Here is a 14,529-nt window from a genome sequence, read left to right as displayed (position 1 = left end):
GCGCGGCTGGCAGCAGACGTCCGTCTCAGACCCAACCCAGCAGTTCGCGGCGCACGACAACTTCCAGCACGCGCATCCCGTCCTCACTGTCGTTGAGGCATGGAATATGCGCAAACTTCTCGCCTCCGTTCTCATGAAAGGAATGGGCCGCCTGCTCGGCAATCTCTTCCAGTGTTTCCAGGCAGTCGGAGACGAAACCTGGATTGAGAACGGCGATGCGTTTGACGCCGTCCTGCGCCAGCTTTTCGACGGTCTTGTCGGTATAGGGCTGCAACCATTCTTCCGGCCCGAAGCGGGACTGGAAGGTGATCATGAACTTCTCCTTCGCAAGCCCGAGCGCTTCGCGAAGCAACTGCCCTGTCTTCTGGCATTGGAAGAAGTAGGGATCGCCCTGCTCGGAATAGGAGAGCGGGATACCGTGAAACGAGGCGAGGATCACCTCCGGTTCCCAGTCGAGCCCCGCAAGATGCTTTGTCACCGAACTGGCGAGCGCTTCGATATAGGTCTCGTCGTCGTGATAGTCCGGCACCGTGCGCAATGCCGGCTGCCAGCGCATCTTCAAGAGATGCTGGAATGCCTTGTCGTTGACCGTGGCGGTCGTCGCTGCCGCATATTGCGGATAGAGCGGGAAAAGAACGATGCGGTCGCAGCCTTCGTCTTTCAGAGCGTTGATGCGCGAAGCGATCGAGGGCGTGCCGTAACGCATAGCCCAGTCTACCCTTACATTCGGCAGGTCCTTCAGACGCGCGGCCATGAGATCGGACTGGTTGCGTGTATAGGTGCGCAGAAAGCTCTCGTTCTTATCCTTGTTCCAGATCGTCTCGTAAGCCTTGCCAACCTTCTGCGGGCGGGTGTTCAGGACGATGCCGAAGAGGATCGGATACCATTTCAACGGTGACCATTCGATGACGCGCCTGTCGGTCAGGAATTCGCGCAGATAGCGCCGCATCGACGTGTAGTCGGTGCCGTCGGGCGTGCCGAGATTGACGAGAAGGACTCGACCTTGCCGAATTTGACCGGAGGATGCTCCGCCGGAAGGTATGAAGGTGCAATGGTCATCTTGGCCCCAACGTTTGATCGTCCCTTCCCGCTCATAGGCAGCCGGCGCGGTGGTTTATCCCTATAAGTGGAAAAACCGGCCCGGGGAACCCCGGACCGGTCTTCAACATCCAGACAATTGCCTTACTTCGCGGGAACCTGCAGCTCCTTGCCGACCATCAGGCGACGCGGATCGGGATTGCCGTTGGCTTCGGAAATTTTCTTCCAGAGCTCGCCATCGCCGTAAAACTGCTTGGCAAGATCCCAAAGGGTATCACCTGCGGCGATGACATGGCTTGCCGGCGTTGCCGCAGCCGGCGCGCTGGCAGCTGGCGCAGTTGCGGCTGGAGCTTGAGCGGATGGAGCAGCCGGCGCGGCAGGTGCAGCGGTTGCAGCCGGGGCGGCTTGCGCTATGCGGCCGTCGGTGTAGGGCTTGTAAGGGTTATGGGCTGCCAGATATTCGACCGTCACGTCGGCGAGATCCGGACCGAAGTCATAGGCATTCTTGCCGGCTGTTTCGAAGATCGAATAGCCATCCCCGCCGGCGCGCATGAAATTGTTGGTGACGACGCCGTAGGTCTTGGCCGGATCGATCGGTGCGAAGTTGTCGCCCTCCTTGACCTCAACGCCGCTGACGCGGCTGCCCGCCGGCTTCGACTTGTCGAAGCTGTACTTCAGGCCAGCGACCTGCGCGAAGCGGCCGGCGCCCTCGTCGATCTGGCTGACACCGTTTTCTAGCGCCGTGACGATGTCTGCGCCCGTCAGCTGGAAGGTGGCCACCGTGTTCTGGAACGGCAGCACGGTGATGACTTCGCCCTGGGTGATATCGCCGCCGTCGATCGAGGCGCGAAGGCCGCCGCCGTTCTGGATGGCGATCTGTATGCCCTGGTTCTTCGTGCGGTCGAGCATGGCATCGGCAACGAGGTTGCCCATCGAGCACTCCTTGACGCGGCAAACGGTGCGGTCGCCCTCGATCGGGGCCTCGGACGAGCCGATGACCTTCTTGCGGAGTTCTTCGATCGGTTTTGCCAGTTCCTGGATACGGGCAACAAGGGCCGGGTCAGGCGTGAAGGAGGAGTCGATCAGGATCGGATCGCCCTTGGCACTCTTGACGACGCCGCTGTCGTCGAAGTCGACGACGAGATCACCGAGATACTTGCTGTAGGATGCCGCCTGCACGACGGGCACCTTGTAGCCGCCCGGATTGTCCACCATCGTCGGGTAGGGGCCTTCCGCCTTCGGATCGGTGTTCGAAAGCAGGCTGTGCGAGTGGCCGCCAACGACGACATCGACATCCGCAATCTTGGCGATGGCTGCGAGATCGCGCGGATAGCCGACATGGGTGAGCGCGATGATCTTGTTGATGCCCTGGGCCTTCAATTCCTGGACGGCCGCGCTGATCGTCTGGACGTCCTCGGCAATCATCACTTTGGGGCCTGGAGAGGAAAGCTCTTCGGTATCATTGGCCGACGGCGCCGACGATGCCGATCTTCTGCCCGCCGACATCGAGCACCAGCGAAGGCTTGATGCGATCGCCGAGCTTCGAGCCGTCGGCGGCAAGGACGTTTGCGGAAATAACCGGGAACTGGACCTTGTCGAGGAAGGCGGCGAGGCCGTCCTCGCTGTCGTCAAATTCATGGTTGCCGACGGTCATGACATCGAACTTCATGGCATTCAGCATCTCGGCTTCCGCAGTACCTTTGTAGGTCGTGTAGAAGAGCGAACCCTGAAAGTTGTCGCCAGCGTTCAAAAGCAGGACGTTCTGGCCGGACAGCGCCTGGCGGCGCTGGTCGATCGCGGTCTTCAAGCGGGCGGCGCCCCCGAAGCACGCGTTCTTGCCTTCGTCCTCCGCCGAGCAGGTGGAATCGAACTTATTGATCGGTTCGATGCGTGAATGGAAATCATTGATATGAAGAATATTGAGCTGGTAGTCCGCGAAGGCTGCGCCAGCGCTAACCGCCAGCATCGATGCGGGTCAACAGACCGAAGCTAAATGACTTGGTCATACTGTTCTCCTGATTTAATGGCGAAGCCCCGTACCCCTGACTTCGTCCTTCCCTTAATCGTTTGGCGGCTACCCGGCGTGCGGATGTTTTCATCAACGATGACCGACCGCAAGTACAAAAAAAGCTGTTGTTCTCGGGGCGTTTCCAAGAGGCAAGAACGAAAAAAGCTCCCGCAAAGGAGAGCTTCTTCTTGAAAGTCGGGGGAAATTACATGCGGCGCGTCAACGTGAATTGCGAACCTGCATCCGAGGTGCAGTTCAGCTGACTTTGGTTGACGAGCGCGCAATTGACCTTCGACTGCGTCTTGCGCAACCAGCGATGTCATGCTGATTTCGACCAGTGACGGTGAGGTGTTGATATAGGTGCCGGACGCGAGCAGCTGGTTGCTGTCGGTCGTGCGGGTGGTGAAGGTGCCTGCCTGGAAGGTGGAAATGATACCATTCGGATCGGCCCAGGAACCCTCGACGCCGCTCGGCGCGGCGCGTGTCGCTACCGGCATGGGGCGGTCTGAGACGCAGGCGGACAAGCGCTGCTGCTGCACCCGCAAGGACGAGAATGTGTCTGAACGTCATATGGTTCTCCCGGCGATTCGGAGCGGACTTTATCCGCGAAAGTCTTGAAAACATGGCGCGAGCCCGCCGCCATGGCAAGCCTCCTGCAACGATGAAGCGAAATTACGCGGCAGGCGTTACAAAAATGCCCGCCTTTCGGCGGGCATCGATGCGGATTTGAATGCCCGGTTACGCACGAACCAGGATGTTTTTGAACTGCCAGGGATCCTTGGTGTCGATGTCTTCCGGGAAGAGGCCCGGACGACCATTAAGCGGCGTCCAGTCGGTGTAGTGACCTTCAACCGGGCCGAGATAAGGCAGCTGCACTTCGAGGCAGCGCTTGTAGTCGATCTCGTCGGCTTCGACGATACCGGCCTTCGGATGTTCGAGAGCCCAGACCATGCCTGCGAGAACGGCAGAGGTCACCTGCAGGCCGGTCGCATTCTGATAGGGCGCGATGCGGCGGGTTTCTTCGAGCGACAGGCGCGAGCCGAACCAGTAGGCGTTCTTCTCGTGGCCGTAGAGGAGCACACCGAGTTCGTCGATGCCGTCCTCCAGTTCGTCTTCGTCGAGAACGTGGTGGACCGGCTGCGACGTGCCGCCGTTACCGAACATCTCATGCAGCGACAGGATCGCATCGTTGGCCGGATGGTAGGCATAGTGGCAGGTCGGGCGGAACGTGACTTCGCCATCCTTGTCGCGGACCGTGAAATAATCGGCGATCGAAATCGACTCGTTGTGAGTGACAAGGAAACCGTATTGCGGACCAGGCGTCGGCACCAGGTGCGCACGCGGGTATTGGCGCCCGGCTGCTCCAGATAGATCGCGGCCTTGCAGCCCTTTTTCTGCTTCTTGGCGTTCTTCGGCATCCAGTTTTCATGGGTGCCCCAGCCGAGCTCTGCGGGCTGCATGCCTTCGGAGATGAAGCCTTCGACCGACCAGGTATTCCAGAAGACGTTGAGTGGCTTCGGATGCTTGGTGCGCTGCGTGTCGCGTTCGGCAATGTGGATGCCCTTGACGCCGACCTTCTTCATCAGCTTCGCCCAGCCTTCACGGTCGTGCTGATCCGGCTCGTCGAACTTCACGCCGATTTCGTTGGCGAGGTTGACGAGCGCCTGCTTGACGAACCAGGACACCATGCCTGGGTTTGCGCCGCAGGTGGAAACGGCGGTAGCACCGCCAGGGTTCTTTGCCTTTTCCTTGCGGACGGTTTCGCGCAGCGCATAATTGGTGCGGTCGGCGTTCTTCATGTTCTTGTCGAAATAGAAGCCGAGCCAGGGTTCCACGACGGTGTCGATATAGAGTACGTCGAGCTTGCGGCAGAGCTTCATGATGTCGAGCGAGCCGGTATCGACCGAGAGATTGACGCAGAAGCCTTGACCGCCGCCTTTGGTCAGAAGCGGCTTCAGGAGATCCTTGTAATTGTCCTTCGTCACGTATTCTTTGATGTGGAGGACACCGTACTTCTTCAGGATCTCCATGTCGGCCGGCTCGTCGCGCGGGTCGATGACAACCATCCGGCTCTTGTCGAATTTGAAGTGGCGCTCGATCAGCGGCAGCGTGCCGCGGCCGATGGAGCCAAAGCCGATCATCACGATCGGACCGGTAATTTCGGCATATACCGGGTGGGTCTGTTCCGTCATTCTTTTCTCCTATGGAAGGTGACGAAGGCGATGAACCTTTAAGAATTCTTCTGAAATGGCGCGAGAATGCGAGGTGACCGGCTCTAACCATAAATCGGCGTCACAATAAAGAGCGTTTGGGCCGGAAATGGATTTATCAGCGAGCGAACATGGGCAAGCTCCGTAACGAGCGCGGCCTTGTGCAGCGTCAGCCCCTTTGCATGAAACTCTAGTTTTTCAGGATATCCAGCCCCGCGGCCACCGTCGTCACCGCGACTTCTGTGATCTCATATTCTGCAACGCCGTGAACCATGAATGGATCGGCGGCGACATAGGCCTCGATCTCGGCACGATTGCCGATAGCGAGGATGACGCCGCCGGTGCGGGGAACCTTGCGGCCGGAAGCAAGGAACCAGCCTTTGGCATAGCCTTCCTTGACCCAGGCCATATGCGGCTCCATGTGCTTATCGGCCTCTTCGTTCGGCTTCACATAGGTGAGCGCCAGCATGAACATGGCAAAATCCTTCCGGCCTACCGTTGCGGATCTGTTGAATATTCGATTGGAACGTTGCCATCCATCTTCTTGTTAGGATTTTCGCGGCTTAGATGACAAGCCGTGCAGGGATGAGGCCGCGAAGCGAATTTCCAACGTAGATCTGGCCGTTGTTCAAATCGTCCAGCCGGATGCGACCGACGCGCGCTTTGCGCTGACAGATCAACTCGGTGCGCAGCACGCCAGCCAGCAGGCCGCAGGAAATCGGCGGGGTGCGAAGGATGCCGGAACCATCGCCGAGGAAGACTGAAGTGATCGTGCCTTCGCAGACGTCGCCACGTTCGTTCAGCATCAGCACTTCGTCCGCCTGCTGCGGCGCGTATTCGGCGCGGGCGGCTTCGTAGACCGTGCGGCGGGTGGTCTTGATCCGCAGCAGCTTGTCGGCGCTGTCGAGGCGGGTCGAAGCGATGCGGATGTTCCACACCGTGCCTGGCGCAAGCGGTGTGAAAGGCGCGGTCGTGACTTCTATGCGGCCCTGCGCATCGAAGGTCAGCCGGATGCGCAGAGCGCCCGTCGCGCCTTGGACGGAGGCATTGAGCTCATCGAGCGCATGTCGCGGCTCGGCAAAGCCGATCCGCCGGGCCGAGCGCGTCAGACGGGCAAGATGCAGCCGCAGGCGCATGAAGCCGGTCCCCGGTTCAAACCGCAATGTCTCAATCAGCGAGAAGTCGCTCATCGCGCGATTTCCTGGTCGCCGATCGCAAAACGCGCCTTGAGCAGGCATTCTTCATATTCGGCCTCCGCAGTGGAATCGAAGACGATGCCGCCACCGACATTGAAGATTGCCCTGCCATCCTCAAAAAGGCTGATCGTGCGGATCGCAACCGAAAAGCGCATGGCGCCTGCCGGAGAGATCATGCCGATCGCGCCGCAATAGGCGTCGCGTGGCGTGTCTTCGAGTTCGTGCAGGATGTGCATGGCGCTGAGCTTCGGTGCGCCGGTGATCGAGCCGCAGGGGAAGAGGGCGGCGAAGATATCGCGGATGGAAAGGTCGGGAAGAAGTTTCGCCTGCACATGGCTTACCATTTGGTGCAGTGTGGGGTAGGTCTCGATCTCGAAGAGCTTCGGAACATCGAGCGTACCGACCTCCGTGATGCGCGAGATGTCATTTCGAAGCAGGTCGACGATCATCCGGTTTTCGGCTTGTGTCTTTATATCGTGCCGCATCGCCGCGACGATGGCGGCATCTTCGGCCGCATCGGCGCCGCGCTTGGCGGTGCCTTTCATCGGATGCGTCTCGATCCAGCCTCCCTCGTCCGTTCGGAAGAAGAGCTCGGGAGAGCGGGACAGGATGACGGGGCCGCCGAGATCGACGAGCGCACCGTATTTCACCGGCTGACGTTCGATCAACGACCAGAAGGCGGCGCGCGGATCTCCATTCCAACGTGCTTCGATGGGCATGGTGAGGTTTGCTTGATAGCAATCGCCCTGGCGCAGATACCGATGCAATCGCTCGAAGCGGTCTTTGTATGCGGGGAATGCCCAAGCGGCTTTGGGCGCTGTCAGGAATTCCTCGTTGTCGAGACGCTGTTTCGGCTGCGCGAGCGGACGACCGTCCTTGTGCGGGGCGTCGAAGATGCCGAAGCAGAGCAACGGCGTCTGCCTGTTCTCTTCTACGAAGCCCGCCAGTTTTTCCTCAAAGAGATAGCCCGCTTCGTAAGACAGATATCCTGCCAGCCATTTTCCTTCGGTCTTGGCCGTCTCCATCCGCGCGAGGCCGGCGAAAAATTCGGCACGCGTCCGGGCGATGATGATCTCGGCGGGATCGGCAAAGAGCATGACTTCGCCGGTCGTGTCGTCGCGGAAGAGGATGCAAGACTGAGAAATTGTCATCCGCGCTCCCGTTTGCGGAGACCGGTCGCTCCGGATTTCCTCATTTCGGTGCTTGTCACAGGGTTCCAGCCACGGCGCATCCGCGTCGCGAATGACTTTTTTCGTTTCAAAGAATCTCCCGCCCCCAAGGCCTTGGGCGCACTGGATTCCTGTGACAAGCACAGGAATGAGGGAGAAGGGGTTGCCTTCATCGTTCCTCGTAAGCGTTGCACAATGCCGCCTGGCTGCTTGCACCGACGGCCGAAGCTCAAGGTCAGGGCTTTCGGTTAGCCCCTGACCTTGAGTTGCGTCTTAAGCCTTATCAAGCGCTTCCAATTCATCGATCAGCCCCTCAATCATCGACAGACCCTTGCTCCAGAACGACGGATCGGTGGCGTCGAGGCCGAAAGGCTTCAGGAGTTCAGAGTGATGCTTGGTGCCACCGGCCTTCAGAAGCTCGAAATATTTCGTCCTGGAAGTCCTGTGTCGGCTTTCCGGTAGACGGCATAGAGCGAGTTCACCAGGCAGTCGCCGAAGGCATAGGCGTAGACATAGAAGGGCGAGTGGATGAAGTGGGGGATATAGGCCCAGTAGGTCTCGTATCCCTCGGAGATCCTGATCGCCGGACCAAGGCTTTCCGACTGAACCGAAAGCCAGAGTTCGCCGATATCCTCGGCGGTCAGTTCGCCTGCCTTGCGGGCCGTGTGCAGCTTGCGTTCGAATTCGTAGAAGGCGATCTGGCGCACGACCGTGTTGATCATGTCCTCGACCTTTTGGGCGAGCATCGCCTTGCGCTCGCGCTGTGTCCGTCGTCTTGTCAAGCAGTGCGCGGAAGGTCAGCATCTCGCCGAAGACGGATGCGGTTTCGGCAAGCGTCAGCGGGGTCTGGCACATCAGCGCGCCCTGTGCACCGGCCAGCACCTGATGAACGCCGTGGCCGAGTTCATGGGCAAGCGTCATCACATCCCGCGGCTTGCCCATGTAGTTGACCAGCACATAGGGGTGCGCTGAGGGAACCGTGGGGTGAGAGAAGGCGCCGGGCGCCTTGCCGGGACGCACGGGCGCGTCGATCCACTGCTCGTCGAAGAAGCGCTTGGCGATGGCCGCCATTTCCGGCGCGAAATTGCCGTAGGCCGAAAGAACGGTCTCCTTCGCTTCGCCCCAGGAAATCACTGCATTGGAGGTTTCCGGCAAGCGGCGCATTGCGGTCCCAGAAATCCATCTGGTCCATTCCAAGCCACTTCGCCTTCATCTTGTAATAGCGGTGCGACAGGCGCGGATAGGCCTGCTTGACGGCAGCTGCCAGCGCATCGACCACGTCGCGCTCGACGCGGTTCGCCAGATGACGGCTGTCGGCGATATCTTCGAAACCGCGCCAGCGATCGGAAATATCCTTGTCCTTGGCAAGCGTATTGGTGATCAACGTGAAGGTGCGGATATTCGCCTTGAAGGTTTCGGCGAGCGCCATTGCCGCCTTGCGGCGCGCTTCCGGATCCTTGTCCTGCAACAAGATTGAGCGCGACTTCGAGCGGCACTTTCTCGCCGTCGATATCGTAGCGGAGCTCGGCCATGGTCTCGTCGAAGAGGCGGTTGAACGCAGCCGCACTCGTCATCGACTTTTCGAGAAAGAGCTGTTCCAGCTTGTCTTCCAGCTGGTAGGGCTTGTCCTTGCGCAGGTCGATCAGCCAGGGGCGGTAATGGCCGGCCTCGGGGTCGTTTGCCATGCATGCGTCCATCACCGCGTCGTCGATGCGGTTCAGCTCCAGCGCGAAGAAGAGAAGGTGGCCGGAGAATTCGGTGATCTTCGCCTGGACGTCGCCGTAGAGCTTGCCGTTTACCGGGTTGGTCGTATCGGAGAAATAGGTGAGGCCGGCAAAAGAGCCGAGACGGCCGATGAGATCGTCCAGCGCCTCGTATTCCTTCAGCGCCGTCGCCGATGCCTCCAGCGCCCTTCTTGGCCGCTGCATCGGCAAGCTTGCCCTTCCATTTTTCCTCGAAGGCGAGCGCGTTGCGGCCTGCCTTTTCCATGTCGCTGGTGAAGGCGGTCGAGGTGGCGGAAGGGTAGAGATCCTGCAGCTTCCAGATCGGGAGGTCGCCGAGCGCCGGATCAGCCGCGGCCGAGGCAACTGTTGCCGAAAAATTAAGACCGGCGCCGGGGAGCACGAAATTCATGGCTGGGTTCCTCTTCCTCATTTCGAACAGTGTCTGACTGTCTAAGCGCCGGAAGGCCCCGTATCAAGGGGCTTTCGGGATGCCGGAGGCCCCGCTTCGATACGGATTCGGTATCGCCACAATCGTTAAAATGCAATTATTTCTCAAAACTGGATGTTCAAGCCTTTCTGCCAGAGTGCGCCGCAGGTTTCGCATGAAGTGAGGCGACAATGACCGGTTATAGTGAGCTCAAGGGTGCAGGGCAGATTCTCGTGGTCGAGGACGACCCGGTACAACGCCGTCTGCTGAAGAACGCAATCGAGCGTCACGGGCATGTCGTCCATCAGGCTGAGAACGGCCGCATCGGCCTGGAGATGGTCAAGCGCGACAGTGGTCTCTTCAACGTCATCCTTCTCGACCTGATGATGCCGGAAATGACCGGCCTCGAATTCCTCGAAGCGCTCCATGAACTCGGCACGCAGATCCCGGTGATCGTGCAGACCGGGCAGGGCGGCATTGAAACGGTGGTGCAGGCCATGCGTGCCGGCGCCTTCGATTTCGTGGTCAAGCCCGTTTCACCCGAGCGCATCGCAACCTCGATCGCCAACGCAATGAAGCTGGACCAGCGCGAAGTGCGGGCCCGCTCGGGCCGCCGTTCGCGCTCCGGCCTTGTCGGTTTCGACGACATTGTTTCGGCAAGCCCGGCGATGATCCGCGTCATCGATCTGGCGCAGCGAGCGGCGCAATCCAACATTCCGGTCGTGCTCGAAGGCGAGTCCGGCGTCGGCAAGGAGCTGGTTGCGCGTGCCATCCAGTCCGGCGGCGACCGCTCGGGTAAGCCCTTCGTCACGGTGAACTGCGGCGCCATTCCGCACAACCTCGTCGAGAGCATCCTCTTCGGCCATGAAAAGGGCGCGTTCACCGGTGCAACCGAGCGCCATATGGGCAAGTTCATGGAGGCTGACGGCGGCACGATCTTCCTCGATGAAATCGGCGATCTGCCGCTCGACGTGCAGGTCAAGCTGCTGCGAGCCGTGCAGCAGGGCGAAGTCGAGACCGTCGGCGCACGCACGGCGCACAAGGTCAATGTCCGGCTCATTTCCGCGACGAACAAGGACCTGATCGAGGAAGTGAAAAACGGCCACTTCCGCGAAGACCTCTATTATCGCCTCAATGTCTTTCCGATCACCATTCCGGCGCTGCGCAAGCGCAAGGAGGACATTCCGAATCTGGTGCGCGTCTTTGCCGACCGCTTCTCGTCCGAACAGAAAAATGGCCATCGCATGACGGTCAGCGCGGGTGCGTTGGCATTGCTGACGGCCTATGACTGGCCGGGCAACATCCGCCAGCTCGAGAACGCGATCTTCCGCGCCGTCGTGCTTGCCGAGGGCCACGAGCTCAGCGAAGCGGATTTTCCCCAGATCGCTGCCCAACTGCCGCAATATGACGTGGTCGATCATCTGGCGCTGGTTGCGGACAATACGTATCGCGAGCACGAGGTGGAGTTTGCGGAATTTCACGTTCCGCAGGTTTCTGCAAGCGAGTCGCGTGGGCACCACGAGGAGATGCCGGAGAATGCGATCGCAAGCGTCAATCCGGCCGGCGAGGTGCGCAAACTTGCCGATGTCGAGGAAGAATTGATTCGATTCGCGCTGAAATTCTATCGCGGCCAGATGAGTCAAGTGGCCAGAAAACTCGGCATAGGACGCTCAACGCTTTACAGAAAGCTCAAGGATTACGGCATCGATCCCGACAATCCCCAGAAAGATGCGGCATAAGCGGCGTTCCATTAATATTCCCGCAAGCATGTTTTGTTACCCGATATAAACCACTTGTTAGTCGATCGTTGACTATGTAAAGAAAAGGTTGATCGTGTGTGGCATTTTTGCCATCGTGTCACCGCAATTGACAGTCATTGGGACAGTTCGGGGACCTGGGCAGTCTGACGGGGATTGAGTTTGCCGGATCTGAATGAGAACACCAAGCCTTCGCGCTTGAGCTGGCGTACGGTGTGCGCCGACATTGGCGGAAAGGCGGTTAGGACGGCCACGGCTGTCCTTCTCGCACTCGCGGTTTCCTCACCAGTATTCGTTGGCACGCCGTCCGAGGCAGCGGGCGAGACGCGCAGTCTAAAACTCTACTTCATCCATACCGGCGAAAAGGCTGTCATCACCTACAAACGCAATGGCAGGTTCGACCCGAAGGGTCTTGGGCAGCTGAACCGATTCCTTCGCGACTGGCGCAAGAACCAGCCGACGAAGATGGACCCCCATCTTTTCGATCTTATTTGGGAAGTCTACCGCCAGAGCGGTTCCAGGGACTACATCAACGTTGTCTGCGGCTTCCGTTCGCCCGCCACCAATTCAATGCTCAAGTCCCGTTCGCGAAATTCCGGCGTTGCGGAAAAGAGCCAGCATATGCTCGGCAAGGCGATGGACTTCTTCATTCCGGATGTGAAGCTTGCAAAGCTGCGTGCGATCGGCATGAAAATGCAGGTCGGCGGCGTTGGCTTCTATCCGAAGTCCGGTTCTCCCTTCGTGCACATGGATGTCGGCGGCGTTCGCGCCTGGCCGCGCATGAGCCGCCAGGAACTGGCGCAGCTTTTCCCGAACGGCAACACCATTCATATCCCGTCGGACGGCAAGCCCCTGCCGGGCTACCAGCAGGCGATGGCCGATTATAAGCGCCGGGTAAGCACCAATCAGCTTGTCATGGCAAGTGGCGGCGATGCCGAGACGAGAAAGCCGAAGACATTGTTCGCTGCACTCTTTGGCGGCGGCGCAGACGAGGAAGAGGATAGCGCGGAGGATTCCGCTCCGGTCGCCGTTGCAAGGGCAACGCCGCCGAAGGCCGAAGCGCCTGCTGCCGCGGCTGAGCCGCAGCCGACTGAGGTTGCCGCCGTGAATGCACCGGTGCCGCAGGTTCGTCCAGCCTTTGCCGGTCAGCTTGCCGGCGGCGAAGTTGCAAATGCCCTCGTTTCGCCGAATTCCGGCAATGCTGCACAGCAGGCACTTGCCGCTGCCACCGAAGAGCAGGGCCAGCCGCAGCAGTTCGCCGATCTCAGCGCCTATCACGTTCCGGTTCCCTCGCTGCTTGGCCCGCGCAACGCGCCGGGTGATGCGGAAGTCGCATCCAACGATCCGATGGTTCCAACCCCGGCCGAACGTCCGGCGGTCGCCGAAAATCTGCTTGCGGCGGCAGCAATCGATCCGCAAGCGGATGCGGACGAAGCCGAAGCGGACCGGCTTTCTCCGGCACTGGCCCAAGCGCTTGATCAGAACAATGCAGTCGATAGGCGAGTGGCTGCCCTTGCGCCGGCCACCGTCGAGCAGGCCATCAGCGCAGCGATGCCTGCGGCCAAGCCGGCTGAGAATAAGGCGCCGGTGCAACTTGCCGCACTCGCTCCTGTCAAATCCGCAAGCTTCGGCGACGCCTTCGACCTACAGCAGACGTCCGAAGACTCCACTGCCAATGGCGTTGCAACCAAGGGCGGGCGCCCAACGAAGGAGGCTGCTGCCGCTGCCGACGCAAGCCGCGCGACGGTCCGTACCGAGCCGAAGCTGACCCAGAAGATTATTTCGCAGTGGGCGCTGACCAATTCGCGCATGGAGATGATCACGAAGCCGGTCAAGGCACCCCGTTTCGTCAGCCAGACGCTTCGCGCCCAGCCGACCGCCGTCTACGCCGAAGGCTTCAACGTCAAGACCGCTTCCATCGATCCGGCGCGCTTCAGCGGCTCGGCGGTGAACTTCATGGAAGTGCGCAAGTTCAATACGAACTGAGCGAATCATCAAAATGAACGACAGGCCGCCGGAGAAATCCGGCGGTCTTTGTTTATGCGCCGGGCACATCCTCCCGCACTGGAGGCGGGAGGATTGATGGCCCGAAGGATCAGGCCTTCAGGAAGTCGAGTACGTCCTTGTTGAAGCGGTCGGTATGCGTCTCAGCAAGACCGTGGGGAGCGCCCTGGTAGACCTTGAGAATAGAGCCCTCGACGATCTTCGAGGACTCCAATGCGGAAGCACCGATCGGCACGATCTGATCATCGTCGCCATGAATGATGAGCGTCGGCTTGTCGATCTTCTTGAGGTCGTCGGTGTAATCGACCTCGGAGAATTCGTGGATGCAATCCAGCTGCCCCTTCAATCCGCCCATCATTCCCTGCATCCAGAAACTGTCGCGGATGCCTTCGGAGAACTTCGCGCCATCGCGATTATAGCTGTAGAAGGGCGTCACGAGATCCTTGTAGAACTGCGAGCGGTTTTCGAGCGTGCCCTTGCGGATGCCATCAAAGACTTCAAGCGGTAAGCCGCCGGGATTCTTGTCCGTCTTGACCATCAGCGGCGGCACGGCGCCCACCAGCACGACCTTGGCGACGCGGCTTCGTGCCGTGGCGGCCGAGGTAATGCGTGACTTCGCCGCCGCCCGTGGAGTGGCCGATCATGATCAGGTCCTTGAGATCGAGCGTCTCGATCAGTTCGGCCAGGTCGTCGGCGTACTGGTCCATGTGGTTGCCGTCCCAGGTCTGGCTCGAACGGCCGTGGCTGCGACGGTCATGCGCGATGACGCGGTAGCCGTTATTGCCGAAGAAGACCATCTGCGCATCCCAGGCATCGGCCGAGAGCGGCCAGCCGTGGGAGAAAAGAATAGGCTGGCCCTTGCCCCAATCCTTGTAGAAAATCTCCGTTCCGTCCTTCGTGGTAATCATCGACATGATTTGAGTTCCTCTTGAGCAGGGTTGATTTTCGCTTCGGCTTTGATCTCGGCGCCGTGCGAAGCACCGGATGGGAGTGAGC

5 protein-coding genes and 6 pseudogenes are annotated in these 14,529 nt (G+C 59.9%); 2 read left to right on the top strand and 9 right to left on the bottom strand.

Features of this window, described 5'->3' with window-relative positions; all coding sequences use genetic code 11:
- Positions 1-25: 25 nt before the first annotated feature.
- From hemH to ACW4PC_RS10840, 8 genes and pseudogenes are all read right to left on the bottom strand, one after another.
- A pseudogene (gene hemH / locus ACW4PC_RS10875) lies at positions 26-1,059 on the bottom strand (ferrochelatase).
- Between the two features lie 123 nt (positions 1,060-1,182).
- Positions 1,183-3,044, bottom strand: a pseudogene (locus ACW4PC_RS10870) (5'-nucleotidase C-terminal domain-containing protein).
- Positions 3,045-3,251: 207 nt separating this feature from the next.
- Positions 3,252-3,616, bottom strand: a pseudogene (gene omp10 / locus ACW4PC_RS10865) (outer membrane lipoprotein Omp10).
- Between the two features lie 168 nt (positions 3,617-3,784).
- A pseudogene (locus ACW4PC_RS10860) lies at positions 3,785-5,238 on the bottom strand (homospermidine synthase).
- Positions 5,239-5,446: 208 nt separating this feature from the next.
- Positions 5,447-5,731: a YciI family protein gene (locus ACW4PC_RS10855; protein ID WP_455873816.1), complete on the bottom strand. Its 285-nt coding sequence runs from the start codon at positions 5,729-5,731 to the stop codon at positions 5,447-5,449.
- Between the two features lie 88 nt (positions 5,732-5,819).
- The gene (locus ACW4PC_RS10850) at positions 5,820-6,446 is read right to left on the bottom strand and encodes an aminotransferase class IV family protein (RefSeq protein WP_455873815.1); all 627 of its coding nucleotides are present in this window, start codon (positions 6,444-6,446) and stop codon (positions 5,820-5,822) included.
- A complete protein-coding gene (locus tag ACW4PC_RS10845; RefSeq protein ID WP_455873814.1) occupies positions 6,443-7,603 on the bottom strand; it encodes an aminodeoxychorismate synthase component I in 1,161 nt (386 codons plus the stop codon). Before ACW4PC_RS10845 ends, ACW4PC_RS10850 begins: the two co-directional genes overlap by 4 nt.
- Before the next feature lie 291 nt (positions 7,604-7,894).
- Positions 7,895-9,754 (bottom strand): annotated as a pseudogene (locus ACW4PC_RS10840) (M3 family oligoendopeptidase).
- A 209-nt stretch (positions 9,755-9,963) separates the two neighbouring features.
- Here ACW4PC_RS10840 and ACW4PC_RS10835 point away from each other — a divergent pair.
- Both ACW4PC_RS10835 and ACW4PC_RS10830 read left to right on the top strand, forming a co-directional pair.
- Positions 9,964-11,511, top strand: a complete 1,548-nt coding sequence (locus ACW4PC_RS10835) for a sigma-54-dependent transcriptional regulator (protein ID WP_455873813.1) — start codon at positions 9,964-9,966, stop codon at positions 11,509-11,511.
- Positions 11,512-11,691: 180 nt separating this feature from the next.
- Positions 11,692-13,515: a DUF882 domain-containing protein gene (locus ACW4PC_RS10830; protein ID WP_455873812.1), complete on the top strand. Its 1,824-nt coding sequence runs from the start codon at positions 11,692-11,694 to the stop codon at positions 13,513-13,515.
- A 109-nt stretch (positions 13,516-13,624) separates the two neighbouring features.
- On the opposite strand, the pseudogene ACW4PC_RS10825 reads toward ACW4PC_RS10830, so the two are convergent.
- Positions 13,625-14,447, bottom strand: a pseudogene (locus tag ACW4PC_RS10825) (alpha/beta fold hydrolase).
- Positions 14,448-14,529 lie beyond the last annotated feature (82 nt).

Source organism: Rhizobium yanglingense (assembly GCF_977109285.1).
Note: the sequence above shows the minus strand (reverse complement) of the source record. Positions and strands in the feature narration are given on the sequence as shown.